17 protein-coding genes are annotated in these 21,781 nt (G+C 31.7%); all 17 read left to right on the top strand.

What is annotated here, in order from left to right:
* Nucleotides 1-35 precede the first annotated feature (35 nt).
* The 17 genes from RSD37_RS04910 (at nt 36) to RSD37_RS04830 (ending at nt 21,676) form a co-directional block, all read left to right on the top strand.
* The gene (locus tag RSD37_RS04910; RefSeq protein WP_346945584.1) at nt 36-389 is read left to right on the top strand and encodes a type II toxin-antitoxin system PemK/MazF family toxin; all 354 of its coding nucleotides are present in this window, start codon (nt 36-38) and stop codon (nt 387-389) included.
* Between the two features lie 138 nt (nt 390-527).
* The gene (locus tag RSD37_RS04905) at nt 528-1,979 is read left to right on the top strand and encodes a catalase (RefSeq protein WP_346945583.1); all 1,452 of its coding nucleotides are present in this window, start codon (nt 528-530) and stop codon (nt 1,977-1,979) included.
* 254 nt (nt 1,980-2,233) lie between these two features.
* Nucleotides 2,234-3,061 carry a transketolase gene (locus tag RSD37_RS04900; protein WP_346945582.1) on the top strand — a complete coding sequence of 276 codons (828 nt, stop codon included), beginning with the start codon at nt 2,234-2,236 and terminating at the stop codon, nt 3,059-3,061.
* Complete coding sequence (locus RSD37_RS04895) at nt 3,058-3,999, top strand: transketolase family protein (RefSeq protein ID WP_346945592.1); 942 nt, start codon at nt 3,058-3,060, stop codon at nt 3,997-3,999. Before RSD37_RS04900 ends, RSD37_RS04895 begins: the two co-directional genes overlap by 4 nt.
* Nucleotides 4,000-4,232: 233 nt before the next feature.
* A complete protein-coding gene (locus RSD37_RS04890) occupies nt 4,233-4,610 on the top strand; it encodes a hypothetical protein (protein WP_346945581.1) in 378 nt (125 codons plus the stop codon).
* 162 nt (nt 4,611-4,772) lie between these two features.
* Complete coding sequence (ftsE, locus tag RSD37_RS04885) at nt 4,773-5,459, top strand: cell division ATP-binding protein FtsE (RefSeq protein ID WP_346945591.1); 687 nt, start codon at nt 4,773-4,775, stop codon at nt 5,457-5,459.
* On the top strand, nt 5,449-6,342 hold the full coding sequence (gene ftsX, locus RSD37_RS04880) for a permease-like cell division protein FtsX (protein WP_346945580.1): 894 nt from the start codon (nt 5,449-5,451) through the stop codon (nt 6,340-6,342). Before ftsE ends, ftsX begins: the two co-directional genes overlap by 11 nt.
* 237 nt (nt 6,343-6,579) lie before the next feature.
* The gene (locus tag RSD37_RS04875; RefSeq protein WP_346945579.1) at nt 6,580-7,809 is read left to right on the top strand and encodes a S41 family peptidase; all 1,230 of its coding nucleotides are present in this window, start codon (nt 6,580-6,582) and stop codon (nt 7,807-7,809) included.
* A gap of 258 nt (nt 7,810-8,067) precedes the next feature.
* A complete protein-coding gene (locus tag RSD37_RS04870; protein ID WP_346945578.1) occupies nt 8,068-9,375 on the top strand; it encodes a PDZ domain-containing protein in 1,308 nt (435 codons plus the stop codon).
* 25 nt (nt 9,376-9,400) lie between these two features.
* A complete protein-coding gene (gene uvrB, locus RSD37_RS04865; protein ID WP_346945577.1) occupies nt 9,401-11,383 on the top strand; it encodes an excinuclease ABC subunit UvrB in 1,983 nt (660 codons plus the stop codon).
* An 11-nt stretch (nt 11,384-11,394) separates the two neighbouring features.
* The gene (gene uvrA / locus RSD37_RS04860) at nt 11,395-14,220 is read left to right on the top strand and encodes an excinuclease ABC subunit UvrA (RefSeq protein ID WP_346945576.1); all 2,826 of its coding nucleotides are present in this window, start codon (nt 11,395-11,397) and stop codon (nt 14,218-14,220) included.
* A 67-nt stretch (nt 14,221-14,287) separates the two neighbouring features.
* Nucleotides 14,288-14,716 carry an FHA domain-containing protein gene (locus RSD37_RS04855; RefSeq protein ID WP_346945575.1) on the top strand — a complete coding sequence of 143 codons (429 nt, stop codon included), beginning with the start codon at nt 14,288-14,290 and terminating at the stop codon, nt 14,714-14,716.
* A 19-nt stretch (nt 14,717-14,735) separates the two neighbouring features.
* Nucleotides 14,736-16,052 carry an FtsW/RodA/SpoVE family cell cycle protein gene (locus RSD37_RS04850; protein ID WP_346945574.1) on the top strand — a complete coding sequence of 439 codons (1,317 nt, stop codon included), beginning with the start codon at nt 14,736-14,738 and terminating at the stop codon, nt 16,050-16,052.
* Complete coding sequence (locus tag RSD37_RS04845) at nt 16,045-17,460, top strand: penicillin-binding transpeptidase domain-containing protein (protein WP_346945573.1); 1,416 nt, start codon at nt 16,045-16,047, stop codon at nt 17,458-17,460. The genes RSD37_RS04850 and RSD37_RS04845 overlap by 8 nt, the downstream gene beginning before the upstream one ends.
* 75 nt (nt 17,461-17,535) lie before the next feature.
* Nucleotides 17,536-19,398: an excinuclease ABC subunit UvrC gene (uvrC, locus tag RSD37_RS04840; protein WP_346945572.1), complete on the top strand. Its 1,863-nt coding sequence runs from the start codon at nt 17,536-17,538 to the stop codon at nt 19,396-19,398.
* Nucleotides 19,399-19,545: 147 nt separating this feature from the next.
* Entirely contained in the window at nt 19,546-20,469 is a 924-nt protein-coding gene (gene murB / locus RSD37_RS04835) for a UDP-N-acetylmuramate dehydrogenase (RefSeq protein WP_346945571.1), read from the top strand.
* Nucleotides 20,470-20,491: 22 nt separating this feature from the next.
* Nucleotides 20,492-21,676, top strand: a complete 1,185-nt coding sequence (locus RSD37_RS04830; RefSeq protein ID WP_346945570.1) for a pyridoxal phosphate-dependent aminotransferase — start codon at nt 20,492-20,494, stop codon at nt 21,674-21,676.
* Nucleotides 21,677-21,781 lie beyond the last annotated feature (105 nt).

Genomic DNA, 21,781 nt, shown 5'->3' with positions numbered 1-21,781 from the left:
AATATGAAGCTAGCCTTTAGGAGAGTGAATGCCTAATGACAACTATTATAAAGAGGGGTGACATATTTTATGCTGATTTAAGCCCAGTAGTTGGGTCAGAACAGGGTGGAATAAGACCAGTAATCATTATACAAAATGATGTTGGGAACAGATATAGTCCGACTGTTATAGTATCAGCAATAACCTCTCAAATCAATAAGGCAAAACTTCCCACACATGTGGAAATTTCCTCAGAGGAATATGGGTTGAATAAAGACTCAGTAGTTTTGCTAGAACAAGTTAGAACGTTAGATAAAAGAAGATTAAAAGAAAAAATAGGGCATATGACAGATGAAGATATGATTAAAGTTGATATTGCTCTTAAAATAAGTTTAGATTTAAAAATATAGATGAAAATATTATAATTATATAAGTGTAAGGAAGATAACCAATATGTTATCTTCCTTTTTAAATTTGAATTAATAATTATGGTAACTTACAACAATGTTTAGAATATAATGTTATGAGATTAATTCATGGAGGCTTTTATGAAATATAGAAGTGATGATTACGATAAATACTTAACAACAAACGATGGAGTACCAATAAGTGATGATAATAATTCATTAACCATAGGACCTAGAGGACCTGTGCTACTTCAAGATATGGAGCTTATTGAAAAACTTGCTCATTTTAATAGAGAGAGAATTCCAGAGAGAGTTGTTCATGCGAAGGGTGCTGGAGCTAGGGGGTACTTTACTCTATACAATTCTATGAAGGAGTATACAAAGGCAAAGTTTCTTCAAGACAAAGACTCTAAGACCCAAGTTCTGGTTAGATTTTCTACAGTAATAGGATCAAAAGGATCTGCTGACACTTTAAGAGATCCTAGAGGGTTTGCAGTGAAGTTCTATACAGAAGATGGAAACTATGACTTAGTTGGAAATGATTTGCCAGTATTTTTCATAAGAGATGCTATTAAATTTCCAGATATGGTTCATGCGTTTAAAGCATCTCCAGATAATAATGTTCAAGATAAGAATAGGTTTTGGGATTTTATAGCTAATAGCCCGGAATCGACTCATATGATAACTTGGTTATTTTCGGATAGAGGAACAGTAAAGAGTTATAGGACTATAGAAGGATTTGGAGTAAATACTTATATGTGGGTTAATAGCAAGGGCAAACGATTATATGTTAAGTATCATTGGAAACCATTAGCTGGTGTTAAAACTATTGATAGAGATGAAGCTGAACTTTTAGCTGGGATTGATCCTGATGTAGCAACCAGAGACCTTTACAATGCATTAAGTAGAGGCAGAAAAGTGGAGTATGAATTATATGTTCAACTCATGGATATTAATGATGAATGCAATTACGATTTTGATCCATTAGATGCAACTAAAACTTGGCCAGAGGATTTATTTCCACTTAAGAAAGTTGGAAAATTAACATTAGATGAAAATCCGGAAAATTTCTTCTCAGAAATAGAGCAGGCTGCATTTAGTCCTGGAAATTTAATTTCTGGGATTGAGGCATCACCTGATAAATTGCTTCAAGGAAGACTATTTGCATACAGTGATACTCAAAGATATAGGATAGGATCAAACTTTAAGCAGTTACCAGTAAATATGCCTCATGTACCAGTTAATAATTACAATCAAGATGGTATGATGGATTATAAAATAAAATCAGGAAAGGTCAATTATAAGCCTAATTCCTTAGATGATAATAGACCTAAGGAGGCAAAGGATAAAATTCCATGTAACGTTATGGTAGAAGGTGAAATCGAGAGAAAGAAAATTCCTTTATCTAATGATTTTGACCAGGCTGGGGAAAGATATCGTAGCATTATGGATAAAGAAAGGGATAATTTGATAAGCAATTTAGCAAATGATTTATACAAGGTAGACTTAGATATTAAATTAAAAGCCATTGAAAACTTTACAAAAGCTGACAAAGAATATGGAGAGAGAGTAAAACAAGGATTAAATTTATAAAAACTATGAAAATAAGTGAAATATATGAAATGGGTTATAATCTATATTAAGGGTATTAATTGAAGTTATATATGAAAGTAATGTATAAAAAAGGGGGGGAGACCCCTTTTTATATTGTATATCAAAAATAATTTAATAGTACATGCTATTTTGGGGTATTTTATATAAATAAAATGAAAATTTATCATAAATAGTTGTCAATAAATAAAAAATTGATATAATGAGTTTAGAAATAAAACTGGGAGGGATAATTAATGGAAAAATCGTTAGCATCATTAGAACAGATAACAAAGGTTTTAAGAAGAGATATCGTGAAAATGGTAACAGAGTCTGCTTCTGGTCATCCAGGTGGATCTTTATCAGCAGTAGAAATAATGACAACTTTATATTTTAATGAGATGAATATAAATGTTAAAGAACCAAAAGATCCGAATAGAGATAGGTTTGTATTATCAAAAGGCCATGCTGCACCAGTATTATACGCAGCACTTGCAGAAAAAGGCTTTTTTAATAAGGAAGAGCTTATGAAGCTTAGAAAACTAGGCGCAATGCTTCAAGGTCATCCTAATATGAACTATATACCTGGAGTGGATATGTCAACGGGTTCTTTAGGTCAAGGAATTTCAGCAGCGGTAGGTATGGCTATAGCTGGAAAACTTGATAACAGTACATATAGAGTTTATGCTCTTTTAGGAGATGGAGAACTGGAAGAGGGTCAAGTATGGGAAGCTTCAATGTGCGCGGCTCACTACAAATTAGACAATTTAACTGCTTTTGTAGATTATAATGGTCTTCAAATTGATGGTAATATAGAAAATGTTATGAATCCTAATCCAATAGCAGATAAGTTTGTAGCCTTTGGATGGAATGTGATTTTTGTTGAAAATGGTCATGATTTAGTAGAGATAAAGAATGCTATAGAGTCAGGTAAGAAGGTAAAAGATAAACCTACTATGATAGTTTGCAAAACTATTAAAGGAAAAGGTGTATCATTTATGGAAAATCAAGCAGGATGGCATGGATCAGCTCCAAACAAGGAACAATGTGACCTGGCATTAAGAGAGATTGGAGGCGAAGAATAATGAAAAAAGTTGCTACGAGAGAGGCTTATGGAAAAGCATTAGCTAGCCTTGGAAAAGAAAATGAGAATATTGTAGTTCTGGATGCGGATTTATCAAAATCTACTAAAACAGCAGATTTTAAAGCTGTTTGCCCAGAAAGATTTATTAACATGGGAATTGCAGAAGGAAATATGATGTCTGTTGCAGCGGGTATGGCATCTTGTGGTAAGATTCCATTTGCATCTACATTTGCTATATTTGCAGCAGGAAGAGCTTTTGAACAAATAAGAAACTCAATTTGTTATCCTAAACTAAATGTAAAGATATGTGCAACTCATGCAGGTATAACAGTAGGAGAAGATGGTGCATCTCACCAATCTGTAGAAGATATTTCCCTTATGAGAAGTATTCCTAATATGGTAGTAATAAGTCCTAGTGATGGAATAGAGGCAGAAGCAGCGGTAAAAGCTGTAGCTGAATATCAAGGACCTTGCTATGTAAGACTTGGAAGAAGTGCGGTATCTACGATTAATGATAATGAAAACTATAAGTTTGAGATTGGAAAAGGCGTTACTTTAAGAGATGGAAAAGACGCTACGATAATAGCTACGGGAGTTATGGTGGAAGCAGCTTTAGAGGCTTACAATGTTCTTGCTGAAGAAGGCATAAAGGTAAGAGTTATAAATATTCACACCATAAAACCTATAGATGAAGAGTTAATAATAAAGGCTGCAAGAGATACAAAACTTATAATAACAGCTGAGGAGCATAGTATCATAGGTGGACTTGGATCTGCTGTAGCAGAAGTGGTTACAACTAATTGTCCAGTAATGGTTTCAAGAGTAGGTATAAAAGATACCTTCGGAGAAAGTGGAAAACCAGCAGAATTATTAAAGGCATATGGGTTAACTTCAGAAGAAATAGTTAAAGCTGTAAAAAGCGGAATAAGCATAAAATAATATTGAAATATAATTTAAAATACAGTTATTATATTAGATATAAGATCATAAATTTAATTATATAAAAAGAGGATTTAGCATGAGGGTTAAATCCTCTTTTTATTATGTAAGAATATGATTAAAAGAGAAGATAGATAGTCGGAAGAGGCATAGTATTAATTATAATATAGTGATTTTTCAGACAAGTTATGATATAATTTATAAAAATCTATTTGTAGGGAGAGGAATTGTATATGAAGCAAAAAATTCAATCATATATACATGATGTAGTTTATTGCCTTAAGTTATCTTTGAAAATAGTTATTATACCTCTAGTGTTAGGTATAGTTTTTAATATAGGCTATTTGCTAATACAGAATCAGCCTTTAGATGTTATACAAATTCTTATTGGAATAAGAAATATAGGAATTATGTTCTCATGCTTTGGGTTGTTTATATGTGCTTTAGGGTTTTTAAGACCTACAGTGATGCTGAGACCTTTAAGTTATCAAAGAACTTGGAAGAAATATTTAAATGAATTTGGTTTAGTAGGTACTATTTTTTGTACTTCTGCATTTTTAATAACGTACTTTTTAGTATTTGACATAGTGGTGCATAGAGTATTTTTATAGCTATAAATACAAAAGAAGTATGGGAATGTTTTCATGTATTTCCATACTTCTTTAAAGGAAAGCTGAGTTTTTAATGTTTTTTAACGTCTTAATGACTTGCATTATAAACTTTTATGTTATAATATACACAGATAAAGTAAAAAATGAGGAGAGTTAATGAGTATGATAGATTTTAAAAATGTTACTAAGGTTTATAATAATAATGTACTAGCATTATCTAACTTAAATGTACATATTGACCAAGGTGAGTTTGTTTTTCTAGTAGGACCAAGTGGCGCTGGAAAATCTACTTTCATAAAAATGTTGTTAAAAGAGGTTGATCCAACAGCTGGTTCAGTTGTAGTAGCAGGGTCAGATTTAACAAAATTAACAAGAAGTGAAGTACCATATTATAGAAGGAAAATAGGAGTTGTTTTTCAAGATTTTAGATTAATACAAACCCTAAACGTATTTGAAAATGTAGCCTTCGCACTTAGAGTAATAGGTGCTAGTGAAAAAGATATACAAAAAAAAGTTCCCGCTGTATTATCAATGGTAAGCTTATCTAAAAAAAGAGATGCTTTTCCAACTGAACTTTCAGGCGGAGAGCAGCAGAGAGTATCTATAGCAAGAGCTATAGTTAATAGTCCATCTCTTTTAATTGCAGATGAACCTACAGGAAACTTAGACCCAGAAACTTCTTTAGAGATAATGGATATTCTAAGTGATATTAGTAGAGCTGGAACTACAATTGTAATGGCAACCCATGCGAGAGATATAGTTAACTCTATGAAAAAAAGAGTTATAGCTATAGAAAAAGGTGTTATTGCGAGAGATGAAGAAAGGGGTAAATACGGTTATGAAATTTGATTCTCTTAAATATTCATTTAAAGAAGCATTTAAAAGTATTACAAGAAATAAAACTTTAAGTATAGCATCTATAGCAACAGTAACCGCTACACTTTTTATACTAGGAGTTATAACATTAACTGTTGCAAATGTTGATAAAGCAGTAACTCAACTTGGATCTATGGTTGAAGTTAGAATTTATTTAAAAGATGATGTAAGTGACACTGATAAAAGTGCCATAGAAAACAAGATAAAACAAGTAGAAGGAATAAATACAGTTACATTTCAAAGTAAAGAGGATGCATTAGAAAATGTTAAAGGGCAATTAGATGATCAATCAGGTCAATTATCTGCTGGATTCGAAGATAAAAACCCATTTCCAGCATCTTTAACAGTAAATGTTACAGAGCCAAGTGTGGTAGACAAAGTTGTTAGTAATGTTAAAGATATGAAAGGTATTGAGAAAGTTAAAGATGAAAGAGAATTAATTGCTAAAATATCTAATCTTACAAATAAAATAAAAACAGCAGCAATAGTTGCTTTTATTGTATTTATATTAGTATCATTATTCCTAATTGGAAATACTATAAAAATCACAGTATTTACAAGAAAAAGAGAGATAGGAATAATGAAGTATGTAGGAGCTACAGATTGGTTTATTAGATGGCCTTTTGTAATAGAAGGGGTACTTCTTGGAATTATTGGAGCTTTTATATCAATATTATTATTAAACTTTGGGTATGCAGTGATTGTTAGTAAGTTAAGTACAGATGCTTTATTTGGATTTAGTCTAGTTGGAGTTTCTTATATATGGAAAGTTGTCATTTGGGAGTTTTTACTTTGCGGATTATTTATAGGAACCGTTGGAAGTATAATATCAATGAGAAAATTCTTGAAAGTTTAAATCATAAATAACCAGTGAGACTAAGAACTATTTCTTAGTCTCATTTGTGTATAACTGACACTCTAAATCTTTGATTTAGCTAATGGAAGTTACTTCTCAGAACCTTGTGTTAAGAGAAGTTTCATAATAAATATATTAATTTTATATAATTAATTAATAAAATAGTTATAATTACATAGTATTATTATAGGGTATTTAAAGTAATAATAACTGTAGTACACTGAGAGGGTGATTTAAGTGAAAAATAAAAATAGTAAGTGGAAGTTGATAACTAGTGTGGTGGTTATTGTAATAATTACAAATATAATAACCTTATGCGTAGCTAATTATGTATCATTTAACCTTCCAAATGGTAAGGTTTTAGTGAGTAGAAGTACTTATGAGAATATGATAGATTTTGAAAAGCTATACACGATTAAAGATAAGCTTGATAAGTATTATTTAAATGAAATTGATACTAATAAACTTTTAGATGGAGCAGCTGCTGGTATGGTAGAAGCTGTGGGAGACCCTTATACAACATATATGAATAAAGAAGAATTTAAAGATTTCTATTCTCAAACTGAAGGGAATTATGTGGGGCTTGGAATACAGGTTGGAGTTAAAAATGACAAGATAGTTGTTGTTGCAGTTTTTGAAAATTCACCAGCTGAGTCAGTGGGAATAATTTCAGGAGATGTAATCGAAAGTGTTAATGATACTAAGGTAGAAGGTAAAGATCTTGAGAAAGCGGTTGCAACGATGAAGGGTAAAGAGGGAGAAGCCGTAAAACTTACATTATCAAGAGAAGGTAAAGATAGTTTTGAGGTAACGCCAGTAAGAGCTGAAATAGAAATGATTACAGTTAAGAAAGAAATGATTGATAATGAGGTTGGGTACATTCAGGTAACTATGTTTGATGAGCATACTTCAAAGAACTTTGAAAATGCAATTAAGGAATTACATTCTGCTGGAATGAAGAGTCTTATAATAGACTTAAGAGAAAATCCAGGCGGATTATTAGACCAAACTGTCAATATGTGTTCACAATTTATTGGCAAGAATAAAAATATAGTTTATACAGAAGACAAGTATGGAAATAGAAAAGATTATAATTCAGTAGGTGGGATTGCAGAAGGATTGCCACTAACAGTACTAATTGATGGCGGAAGTGCCAGTGCCTCTGAGATATTTACTGGAGCAGTAAAAGATTATGAATTAGGTACATTAGTTGGAACAAAAACTTTTGGAAAAGGTGTTGTACAAACAACATTTTATAGAGATAGAGATGGATTTAGTGATGGAACAGCTTTAAAAGTTACAATTTCTAAATACTATACACCTAACGGACAAAATATTCATGGAATTGGAATAAATCCAGATATAGAAGTGGAGTATCCAGAAGAGCTAAAAACTCAGAGTTATGATAGAGCTGTAGATCCTCAATTTCAAAAGGCTTTAGAAGTAGCAAAAGATAAGATTAAATAATATTACTTAAGGGTATTATAATAATTGAGAAGTTAAAATATATAGTTTTGTATATACCTAAGGTGTATATCCATAAAATGAATTATACAAGTAATTAATAAAAAATTAGCATAAAGAAGAGAGTCAATAGAAGGATTCAATTTGAAGATAAAGTAGATGTGGCATAGCAAAATTAAGTATCTATTGTAATAATGGATACTTAATTTTAGTTATAGCCAATAAGACTATTGATTTCATATAATGAAAAGGAGAAAAAGAATGGAACTTTTAAAGTATACATTGCAACAAGTGTCTTATGCTATTGTGGAGCCATCCTATGCACTTATTTTAATAATGATGGCATTTGTATTTTATACTAAAAATAAGAAAACAACCATAATGGAAAAGTTGATTATGGGAAAGAACTCATTTTCAGCATTTGAACTTACTGTATCACAAATAGTTATGGGGATATTAGGTGGAGTGGTAGCTAGCTTAATTCTTACCCATTTAGGAGTTGCTTTTTATGAGGCTTCTAATATATTTTTAATATTTATAATTTCAGTAGCATTAATGTTTTTTAATCCTAAGCTTGTTTGTTTTTCATATTCTGGAGCGATTTTAGGATTATGTTCAATATGGTTATACTTTTTATCTTTGATTTTAGACAATCCTAGTTTAAATATTTTAAAAATGGATATAACTAACTTATTGATAGTAGTAGGAGTAATGCATCTAGTAGAAGGGTTACTAGTAATTTTAGATGGTAAGAGAGGTGCCATACCCGTATTTGGGTCAAGAGATAAAAAGATTATAGGTGGATTTGCGTATAGAAGACAGTGGATATTGCCTATGATAATATTACTAATGGTACAGGCTACTGGTGTGGATGCATCAATGGGGGGACGTATTAATACTCCTGATTGGTGGCCACTTATAAATCACAGTAAGAATGTAGAACTATTTGCTACAATGCTTATTGGAGCATTACCTTTATTCGCAGGAGTTAACTATGGAGCAGTTACTTTTACTAAGAATAAAAATCAAAAACCAGTATTTTCAGGGATGTTGATATTTGCATATGGTGTTTTAATTATTATGTTATCTTCTCTTGGAAATATAAATGAATTTTTAGATGTAGTAATATTGGTATTAATGCCTGTATTTCATGAGTATATGCTTTACTTTGACAGAACTGTGGAGAAACAGGGAAAGGCAAAGTATGTAAGTAATGATGAAGGTGTATGTGTTTTAGATGTTGCACCAAACTCAATAGGTAAAGAAATGGGAATAAAAATGGGAGATTTAATATTAGAAATAAATGATACTAAACTTCATAAGGATGAAGTGATTTTTAATATTTTAGAAAATTTGCCAAAAGATATAAATATGAAGATAAGAAGATCAAATGGTGATATAAGAGAATTATCAGGAAAAACCACCATTAGTAAGGAAAGACTAGGGGTGGTTATTGTACCTAGGGAGGTTCCTAAGCAAGCTACTATTGCAAAACCACAAGGAACTAGCTTTGCAGAAGTATTAAAGAAGATTAAAGAAAAGAAAGATAACAATAATAAAGAAGAGTAAAAAATAAATATGAGGTGAATACATTATGGGACAGTTTAAAATTCACTCAAAATTTAAACCAACCGGGGATCAGCCTAAAGCTATAGATAGTATTGTAAATGGTATACTTGAGGATAAAAAGTATCAAACTCTTTTAGGAGTTACAGGGTCAGGAAAAACTTTTACAATGGCTAATATTATTGAGCGAGTACAAAGACCAACATTAATACTGGCACATAATAAGACTTTAGCAGCTCAACTATGTTCTGAGTTTAAAGAATTTTTTCCAGAGAATGCAGTAGAGTATTTTGTATCTTATTATGATTACTATCAGCCAGAAGCATATATGGCACAAACTGATACATATATAGAAAAGGATTCATCTATAAATGAAGAAATAGAAAAACTACGCCACTCAGCTACATCAGCTTTAATAGAGAGGCGTGATGTAATAGTAGTAGCCTCTGTATCTTGTATATATGGACTTGGTAATCCGGAAGACTATAAAAATCTTACAGTATCTTTAAGGGAAGGTATGACTAAGGATAGAAATAAAGTTATAAATCAGCTGGTAGAAATACAGTATGAGAGAAATGATATTAACTTTGTGAGAGGAACCTTTAGGGTTAGAGGGGATGTATTAGATATATTTCCAGCTTCATCCACAAATAAGGGAATAAAAGTGGAGTTTTTTGGCGATGAAATAGATAGAATAAGAGAGTTTGACGTTTTAACTGGAAACATAATTAGTGGAAGAAAACATGTATCTATATTCCCAGCATCTCACTTTGCTACATCTAGAGAAAATCTTGAAAAGGCTATAGCTCAAATCGAATTTGAATTAGATGTGAGATTAGAGGAATTAAAACAAGAAGATAAGCTGTTAGAGGCTCAAAGATTAAAGCAAAGAACAAATTTCGATATTGAAATGATGAGAGAGGTTGGATATTGTACTGGAATAGAAAACTATTCAAGGATATTAGATGGAAGAGCAAAGGGTACACCACCGCAGACTCTTATAGATTATTTTCCTCAAGATTTCTTATTCTTTGTAGATGAAAGTCATGTTACGCTTCCACAGATTAAGGCTATGTATGGTGGAGATAGGTCAAGAAAGACTAATTTAGTTGAGTATGGATTTAGACTTCCATCAGCCTATGACAATAGACCCCTTCAATTTCAAGAATTTGAAGAAAAATTAAATCAAGTTTTATTTGTTAGTGCAACACCAGCACTTTATGAAAAGGAACATTCAGAGAATATTGCAGAGCAGATAATAAGACCTACAGGTCTTCTAGATCCTGATATTATAATAAGGCCAATAAAGGGGCAAGTAGATGACTTATATGCTGAAATTATTAAAACTGCAGAGCGGGGCTTTAGAACTTTAGTTACCACCCTTACAAAGAAGATGGCAGAGGATTTAACTAAGTATTTTAAAGACCTTGGTATAAAAACTACCTACCTTCATTCTGACATAGATACATTGGAGAGAATTAAGATTTTAAAGGAACTTCGTCAGGGCAAGTTTGATGTGTTGGTTGGAATAAACCTTTTAAGAGAAGGTTTGGATATTCCAGAAGTAGCTTTAGTTGCGATTTTAGATGCTGATAAGGAAGGTTTTTTGAGAAGTGAAACTTCGTTAATTCAAACAGTAGGAAGGGCAGCTAGAAATTCACAGAGTAAGGTTATAATGTACGCTGACAATATCACTAATTCTATGGAGAAAACTATAAATGAAACTAATAGAAGAAGAAAGCTTCAAGTTCAGTATAATGAGGAGCATGGAATAGTTCCAAAGACGATTATTAAGGAAATCAGAGAAGGATTAGAAATTTCTACTGTGGCTGAAGAAACTGCAACCTATAATAGTGAGTCTACAGATTTATTTCTAGATAAAAAGGAAATAGCTAAGCATATGGCGAAGCTTGAGAAAGAAATGAAAGCGGCTGCAAAAGATTTACAATTTGAAAGAGCTGCCACTTTAAGAGATGAGATAGAGCGTATGAAAAGAGATTTTGATGTGTAAAGGAGAATCCTATGAGAAATAGTATTTTAATAAAGGGTGCAAAGGTGCATAACCTTAAAAATGTAGATTTAGAAATACCGAGAGATAAGTTTGTTGTATTTACTGGACTTTCAGGGTCTGGTAAGTCTTCTTTAGCCTTTGATACGCTTTATGCTGAAGGTCAAAGAAGATATGTTGAGTCTCTTTCTGCCTATGCAAGGCAATTCTTAGGGCAGATGAATAAACCGGATGTGGAGTACATAGAGGGATTATCACCAGCTATATCTATTGATCAAAAAACTACTAGCAGAAATCCACGTTCTACAGTGGGAACTGTCACTGAAATTTATGATTATTTAAGGCTATTATATGCAAAGGTTGGAGTTCCTCATTGCCCAAAGTGTGGTAAAGAGATAACACAGCAAACTGTAGATCAGATGGTAGATCAGGCTATGTCCCTTCCAGAAAGAACTAAGATTCAAATTCTAGCACCTATAATTACAGGTAAAAAAGGTGAACATGTAAAAATTCTTGAGAATATAAAAAAGAATGGATATGTTAGAGCTCGTATTGATGACGAACTTATAGACTTGGAAGAGGAAAGTGTTAAACTAGAGAAGAATAAAAAGCATACAATTGAAATAGTAATAGATAGAATAGTGATAAAAGCAGGTGTAGAATCAAGAATTTCAGATTCATTAGAGTCAGCATTAAAACTTGGAGAAGGTCTTGCAATATTAAACGTAATAGATGGAGAGGATATACTTTTAAGTGAAAAATTTTCATGTGTTGATTGTGGAATAAGCATTGGTGAAATTGAGCCTAGAATGTTTTCATTCAACTCACCCTTTGGAAAGTGTGACACATGTGATGGTCTTGGAACTTTAATGGAAATAGATGAAGATTTAATTATTCCAGATAAGAATAAGTCTATATTAGATGGTGCAATCTTAACTCTTGGTGATGGAAGTCTTAAAGAAGATTCTTGGACACGTGCTATATTAGAAGCCCTTGGTAAAAAAGGTGGATTTACTTTAGATACACCAATAAATCAGCTATCAGAAGAAAATTTAAAGTCAATTCTTTATGGTACTGAAGGGGAAAAGCTTAGTATTGAATATACAAAGGAATTCCAAACCGGAATTTATAATTATGCTTATGAGGGTATAATAAATAATTTAAAGAGAAGATATGTTGAAACTACATCTGATTATATAAAGAGAGAAGTAGAAGAGTACATGAGTGATAATCCATGTCCTAAGTGTAGGGGGAGGAGGTTATCAAAGGAGGCACTATCAGTTACCGTAGGTGGGAAGAATATAAGTGAGTTTTCTAACATGTCTATAGTAGAAGAAATTGACTTTATAAGTAATTTGAAATTATCAGAGAAAAATGAGATAATAGCGGCACAAGTATTAAAAGAGGTAATAAGTAGATTAAATTTCTTAAAAGATGTAGGTCTTAGTTACCTTAACTTAAGTAGAGCAGCAGGCACCTTATCAGGGGGAGAAGCTCAAAGAATAAGACTTGCAACTCAAATAGGTTCTAGTTTAATGGGTGTTCTATATATTTTAGATGAGCCTAGCATTGGTCTTCATCAAAGGGATAATGAGAAGCTTATAAAAACATTAAAGCATCTTAGAGATATTGGTAATACATTAGTTGTTGTTGAGCATGATGAGGATACTATGAGAGCTTCAGATTATCTTGTAGATATAGGACCAGGAGCAGGTGAACATGGTGGAGAAATTGTAGCAGCAGGTACAATAAAGCAGGTTATGAAGTGTAAAAACTCTATTACAGGTCAATATTTAAGTGGAAAGAAAACTATAGATCCTCCTAAAAAATATAGAGTTATGGATATTAATAGAATTATAACTATTAAGGGTGCTAAAGAAAATAACTTAAAGAATGTTACTGTAGATATACCTCTAGGATTATTTACGTCAATAACAGGAGTTTCAGGTTCAGGAAAAAGTACCTTAATAAATCAAGTTTTATATAAAGCACTAAATAGAAAAATAAATAATTCTAAAAAACTACCTGGGAAACATGATGGTATAATTGGTGCAGAACAAATTGATAAGATTATAAATATTGATCAAAGCCCAATTGGTAGAACTCCAAGAAGTAATCCAGCAACTTATACAGGGGTTTTCGATATAATAAGAGAACTTTTCTCTATGGTTCCGGAAGCTAAGAGTAGAGGATATAAGCAAGGCAGATTTAGCTTTAATGTTAAGGGCGGAAGATGCGAAGCTTGCAAGGGTGATGGAATAATAAAAATAGAAATGCAGTTTTTATCAGATGTATACGTAGAGTGTGAGGTTTGCAAGAGCAAAAGATATAATAGAGAAACATTAGAAGTTAAATATAAAGGAAAGAGCATTCATGATGTGTTGGATATGACAGTGGAAGAAGGACTTAAGTTTTTTGAAAACATACCACGTATTAATAATAAATTACAAACTCTTATGGATGTAGGACTTTCATATATAAGACTTGGTCAACCTTCAACTACATTATCAGGTGGAGAAGCTCAAAGAATAAAGCTTGCATATGAACTTTCAAAGAGAAGTACAGGAAAGACATTATATATCTTAGATGAACCAACTACTGGTTTGCATATAGATGATGTTAGTAAACTTATAAAGATACTTCAAAGACTTGTAGATGGTGGAAACACTGTGGTAGTAATTGAGCATAACTTAGATGTTATAAAATGCTCAGATTATGTTGTTGATTTAGGTCCAGAGGGTGGCGACAAAGGTGGAACCATTCTTGTTAAAGGTAATCCTAAAGAAATAATAAGATGTTCTAAATCATATACAGGACAGTATCTAAAAAAAATGATATAATTATTCGTGACTAGCATTATACTAAGGTTAATGCTAGTTATGTTATATATATAAAGGAGTTTTGTTTATGAATATTTTAAAATTCATATTAAGTTTAGGAATAATAGCTATAGTTTATTTTATTATAATTTATGCCCTTAAAATAATGTATACAGATACTAAATCAATAGGGAAAAAACGTAATAATGTAAAAAGAGCAACTTATGGGTTAGAGGTATTATCAGCAGGGGAAAATCTTAATTTAAAAAACGGTGGGATTTTACCAATAGTAGATAACCTAACAATGGGAAGAAAAAATGATAACACTGTTGTTTTAGATGATAAGTATGTATCTTCACATCATGTGAGAATATATAAAAGAAATAATGAATATATCCTGGAAGACTTAGAGAGTACAAATGGAACTCAAGTAAATAATGTTAAAGTTAGAAATACAGTCATGCTAAAACCAGGAGATGTAATAAAAGTAGGAACAGCTACTTTTAAATTAATATAATTAATGGAAGGATGAAAATATGAACACGATAAAGCAAGAAAAACGAGTTCTTAGATACACTTATCTACTTGTGATGATATTATTTTTTAATGTGGCAATTTTAACTCCAACCATTGATAAAGGTGCATTAATTATAGGTGCAATAATATGTGGTTTATTATGTTATTCTCATTTTATAATAAGAAGGTTTTATCCAGATGGAGATAAATTCATATTGTTATTTTCCAACATACTAGCTGTAATAGGTATTGCCATGATATATAGACTTGACTTACCTATGTCAGGGGGAAGTTATTTAGCAGAAGGTACAAGAAGCTTTTTAACAGCTAAGCAGATTATATTCTTCGCATTAGGAATGACAATTTTTATTTTAATAGTTGTAATACTTCCGGACTTAAAGAGATTTAGTAAGTACAAATATGTATATTTAGTAGTTACTATTGTATTTATGGCTATGGGAACATTTTTAGCAGAAGAACAATTTGGAGCTAAAAACTGGGTAACACTTTTTGGATTTGCATTTCAACCCTCAGAGTTTGGTAAGATAACTTTAGTAGCCTATTTAGCTTCAGCATTAAAGGACTATGAGAAACCTTCTGAATTTTGGATTAAAATTGGAAGCAAGATAGGAATGAAGAAGAAAAGTTCCTATAAATATATAAGTTTAATAGAACCAGCGATAATAGTAATGGTGTCATTATTATTTATGCTTGCACAAACAGACTTAGGATCAGCATTGCTTTTCTTTGCAATAGCACTTACTATGCTTTATATAGCAACTTCGAATAAAAAGTATGTAATTATAGCTCTTTTATTATTTTTAATTGGAGGAACTGTAGGATACTTTTTATTTAGCCACGTAAGGGTTAGAGTAATGATATGGCAAGATCCATGGAAATATGGATATGATGAAGGCCTACAACTTGTACAATCATTGATAGCTATTGCTAATGGTGGATTTGTTGGAGTTGGACTTGGAAATGGATATCCTGGATATATTCCTGTTGTAGAGTCAGATTTTATATTTGCAGCAATATGTGAGGAATTAGGATTACTTATAGGATTTGCAGTGATAATACTTAACTTCTTACTATTCTATAGATGTATAAGAGCTGCGCTATATACAAAGGATAAATTTTCAAGACTTTTGGCCGTTGGATATAGTACTATGATAGTATCACAAACTTTAGTAATTATAGGAGGAGTAACAGGTGCTATACCACTTACTGGAATAACTCTTCCATTTGTTAGCTATGGAGGAAGTTCTATGCTTATAAGCTATTTTGCTTTAGGTATAATACAAAAAATATCGGAGGAGAGTAATAGTTATGAATAACTTACAGAAAAATATAAAAAATGTAATGGTTGTATTTCTATTACTATTCCTAGGGTTAATATCATACATAAGCTATAACACTTTATTTAAAAATGAAGCAGCCCTTGATAGTGTATATAATAAAAGAACTGAAGCAGAAAAAAATAGAGTTTTAAGGGGAACAATATATGACAGAGATATGAATGCCCTAACTGCAGGAGAAAAGACAGGGGAGTTTTCGCAAACTAGACAATATGTTGGGGGAATAGCATTTTCTCATGTTATTGGATATAATGATGTTAAATATGGTTCAAGTGGAATAGAAAAAAAGTTTGATAAAGAGCTTTCAGGTCAATCAGTAAATACAATAAAAGATGTTTTTTCTAATAAAAAAGATGAAAATAGAGTAGGAAATCATGTAGTTACTACACTAAACTCAGCGTTACAACAAAGAGCTTATGAAGTCTTGGGAAATAGAAAGGGGTCGGTGGTAGCATTAAATCCTCAAACTGGTGAAGTACTAGCTATGGTATCAAAGCCAGGCTTTGATGCGAATACCATACAAGATGATTTTGATGCATTATCACAGGATGAAAATACACCTTTCTTAAATAGGGCAGTATCAGGATTATATCCACCGGGATCTACATTTAAGGTTATTACAGCATTAAGTGCTTTAGAAAATAGTGAAGGGGTCCTTGATAGAACATTTAATGATGAGGGACGAATCAGCTTTAATGAAACTGAATATCTAGAGAATTATAAAGGCAATATATATGGAAATATTGGACTTAGAACAGCATTTTTGAAATCAAGTAATGTAGTTTTTGGTACATTAGCTATGGAACTTGGGAATTCTACATTAAAGGAAACTTCAGAAAAGTTTTTATTTAATAAAGATATTCCATCTAGAACGCTTACTATTGATAATAGTATTTTCCCAGAGTATAAGAGTGATGAAAGTGGAAATATCGCTCAAAGTGGAATTGGTCAAAGTGGAGTATTAGCAAGTCCAATTGAGATGGCATTAGTTGCTAGTACTATAGCAAACAATGGAGTTATGATGGAGCCTAATGTAGTAAAGCAAATTATAAATAAAGAAGGTAAAGTTGTTAAAAGCTACGAACCTAAGGAAGCGGCAATAGTTACAAACCCTGAGAATGCAGCTATATTAAAGGAGTATATGAAGGCAGTTGTAAATGAAGGTACAGGAACTGCTGCTGGATTAGGGGAAGTTCAAATTTCAGGTAAAACTGGAACAGCAGATCATGATGCTGGTGACAAAGATCCTCATACATGGTTTATAGGATTTGCAGGCTATGAGAATCCTGAAATTGCATTTGCAATAATAGCTGAAGATGGTGGAAATGATAGTTTTAATGCAAGTGGAATGGCTAAAGAGCTTATGAAGGCTTATTTCAATAAATAGGATTAAATTATTATTATAGCTTTTATTTAAGAAGAGTTAATGAATGTAGAGAACTTTTGGATATGAGGTGATTTAATGTTTGACTTTCAGTATCAGCTTAAAAATCTTCCAGATAGTCCTGGAGTTTATTTAATGAGAAATTCGTTAAGAGAAGTAATATATGTAGGGAAGGCTAAAAGTCTTAAAAATAGAGTTAGACAGTACTTTCAAAATTCTAAAAACCATAGTGAAAAAGTTAGAGCTATGGTTAAAAATATAAGTGAGTTTGAGTATATAGTTACAGATTCAGAGATAGAAGCTTTAATTTTAGAATGTAATCTAATTAAAAAATATAGTCCTAGATATAATATCTTATTAAAAGATGATAAGTACTTTCCTTTTATAAAAATTACAAATGAGGAGTTTCCAAGAGTTATAGTTACTAGGAATTATAGCAATGACTCTTCTAGATATTTTGGCCCATATACTGATGGAAGTGCAGTTCATATGATATATGAGCTTATTAAAAAAGTATTTCCAATAAGAACATGTAGAAGAATAGTAAAAGAGGATGGTCCTAAAACTAGAACATGCCTTAATTACCATATAAATTTATGTAAGGGACCTTGTGAAGGACTAATATCTAAAGATGAATATGGTAAGATCATTGATAGTGTAATAGATTTACTTACAGGAAAAGATGTAAAGATTACTAGTCAGCTTAAGACGGAAATGGAAGAAGCAGCAGAAACTTTAGATTTTGAAAAAGCTGCATATTTAAGAGATAAGCTTATAGCCATTGAAAAAATAAATCAAAAACAGAAAATAATTAGTAATAATTTTGAAAATGAAGATTTTATATCAATTTCTCAAGATGAAAAGGATAGTTGTATTCAAATATTCTTTTTAAGAGATGGAAAGATTGTTGGAAGAGAGCATTTTATTCTTGATAACACTGGAGGAGAAGAACCAGTATATGTTATGGAGGAGTTTATAAAAAATTTTTATGGAGGAACAGCATTTATACCAAGGACTATATATGTGAGTTATTGTGATGAAATAGAAATTTTAGAGCAGTGGCTTTCTATAAAAAAAGGCCATAAAGTCATTATAAAAATTCCTCAAAAGGGAGAAAAGAAGAAAACTTTAGATATGGTTGAAAAGAATGCTAGTCATGCTCTTGAAATGTTTAAGTTAAAACATAAGGTTGATAAAGAACTTAATAATATAGCTCTTTCTGAAATTCAGGATGCACTTGATTTAGAAGATATACCAAGTAGAATTGAAGCCTATGATATATCAAATCTTATGGGCATGGATTCAGTAGGAACCATGGTAGTATTTCAAGATGGAGTAGCTAAAAATAGTGATTACAGAAGGTTTAAGATAAATACCATAGAGGGTGCAGATGATTATGGCTCTATGAGAGAGATATTAACTAGAAGGTTTACTCATGGATTAGAAGAAGTAAAGAAGATAAATAACCATGATATGAATTTTACTGCTGGAAAATTTTCTGTTTTCCCAGATTTAATTATGATGGATGGTGGTAAAGGGCAAATTAATATAGCTATTGAAGTGTTAAAGGAACTAAACATAAATATACCTGTGTGTGGTATGGTAAAGGATGATAAGCATAGGACTAGAGGTCTTATTTATAATAATAAGGAGATAATTCTAAATCCATCCTCTAAATCTATACTACTTGCAACAAGAATTCAAGATGAGGTACATAGGTTTGCAATTACCTATCATAGAACTTTAAGAGATAAACGAACACTGTACTCTATATTAGATGAGATACCTAAAATTGGTGAAAAAAGAAGAAGAGAATTATTAAAGAAATTTGGTAGCATTGAGAATATAAAGAAGGCTACTTATGAAGAGTTAGTATCAACGCCATCAATGGATAATAAATCAAGTGAAAGTGTAATGGAGTATTTTTCTAAAAATAAGTAAATTTATTAAAACCTTTTATAAAATGACACTGTATTTAAGTTAATATATAATTAGTGAACTTAAGAATAAAAATGTGGGATAACTGTTGATAAGTATGTGATAGTTATTCTATACTTAATGTATAATAATATAACAAGGGGTATACCAATGAAATTAATGAATAGTTTTATAAGAAATATATCAGATATTGTAGGTAGTGAAAATGCTAAGGTAGAAGAACCAATGAAGAAACATACTTCTTTTAAAGTTGGAGGATCAGCAGACCTATTAGTTTATCCATCTAACTATAAAATGGTTAGAGATATAATTTGTACATGTAAAAAAAATCATGTGGATTATTTTATATTAGGAAATGGGTCAAACCTCATAGTAAGGGATGGAGGAATTAGAGGCGTAGTTATAAAACTAGGACATTTAAACAAAGTTGTAGTAGAAGATGAATTAGTGACTGCACAGTGTGGAGCTAAGCTATATACTGTAGCTGATTATGCCCTTAAAAATAGTTTAACAGGATTAGAGTTTGCATCGGGAATACCAGGTTCAATTGGTGGTGCTACAGCTATGAATGCAGGCGCATATGATGGTGATATGTCAAAGGTGGTTGAAAGTGCTGTAGTTATGGATAGGGATGGAGAGATTAGAGAGCTAAATAAAACCCAGTTAGAGTTTGGCTATAGAAGTAGTGCGATTTTAAAATATGGATATATAGTTCTTGAAACTAGAACTAGGCTTTCTTATGGGGATGAGAAGTCTATTAAAACTAGAATGGATGAACTAGCACAGCTGAGACATAGCAAGCAACCTTTAGAATATGCTTCAGCAGGAAGTACATTTAAAAGACCAGAAGGATATTTTGCTGGCAAACTAATTCAAGATTCAGGACTAAAGGGTGCCAGTATAGGGGATGCGCAGGTATCTGAAAAACATTCAGGTTTCATCATAAACAAAGGGAATGCGACTGCAAAGGATATATTAGACCTTATTGAGTATGTAAGAACCAGCGTTTATGAGAAATATAAAGTAGAACTACACACTGAGGTCAGAATAGTGGGAGAAGATAGTTCTATCTAAAACTAAATAGGGGGATAGGGATATGATTGCAGAAAAAATGATTGGATATGTGAATAGTAGCTCATTGATTAGAGCTATGTTTGAAGAGGGGAAAAGGCTTTCGGGAATATATGGTGCGGAAAATGTTTATGATTTTAGCTTAGGGAATCCTAATGTTGAAGCACCTAGTACTGTTAAGAAAGCGATTGTTGACATTTTAAGCAATGAATCAAACACTATGGTACATGGCTATATGAACAACTCAGGATATGATGATGTTCGTTATGAAATTGCCAATTCTATTAATAAAAGATTTAATACAGATTTTACGCAAAAGAATATACTAATGACAGTTGGTGCAGCTGGTGGATTAAATGTTATTTTTAAGACTCTTCTTAATCCACAAGAAGAGGTAATAGCTTTTGCTCCATATTTTGGTGAATATAGAAGCTATGCTGCTAATTATGATGGAAAATTAGTTGTGGTATCTCCAAATACCAATGATTTTCAACCTAATTTGGATGAGTTCAGAAGTAAAATTACGTCTAAAACAAAGGCTGTTATTGTTAATTCACCAAACAATCCAACGGGGGTTGTTTATTCAGAGGATACAATAATAAAGCTTGCAAGTATTTTGAGAGAAAAACAACAGGAGTTTGGAACTGATATTTATTTAATTAGTGACGAGCCATATAGAGAACTTGCATATGATGATGTAGATGTTCCATATCTAACAAAGTATTATGAAAACACAATTGTTGGATATTCATATAGTAAGTCCCTTTCACTACCAGGTGAAAGAATTGGATACTTGGTGATTCCAAGTGAAGCTGCTGATTTTGAGAATATAATTGCTGCTGCAAATGTGGCTACTCGTATTTTGGGATTTGTTAATGCACCATCACTTTTTCAACGCGTAATTGCTAGATGCTTAGATGATAAGGTTGATATTGATACTTACAACAAGAATCGTGAGTTACTTTACAAAGGACTTGTTTCCTTTGGATATCAGTGTATAAAGCCTCAGGGAGCTTTCTACTTATTCGTTAAGTCACCTATTGAGGATGATATTGAATTTTGCAATATGGCTAAAAAATACAATATTTTAATTGTACCTGGAACCGCTTTTGCATGTCCAGGATACATTAGGATTACTTATTGTGTAGGGTATAAAACCATCGAAAATGCATTACCTAAATTTAAAGAATTGATTGATTCATTAAAGTAAAATAAGTTTAATATATTAAGGGGTAGAGAGAAATTTCTATCCCTTTAATACGTGATTAGGTTTGTATGATACAAATACTTATAGGGCTAAGGTGTAAGTTAACCT

The sequence above is a fragment of the Clostridium sp. genome, from assembly GCF_036646415.1.
Lineage (GTDB): Bacteria > Bacillota > Clostridia > Clostridiales > Clostridiaceae > Clostridium_J.
This window is presented reverse-complemented; position numbering and strand designations above follow the sequence as displayed.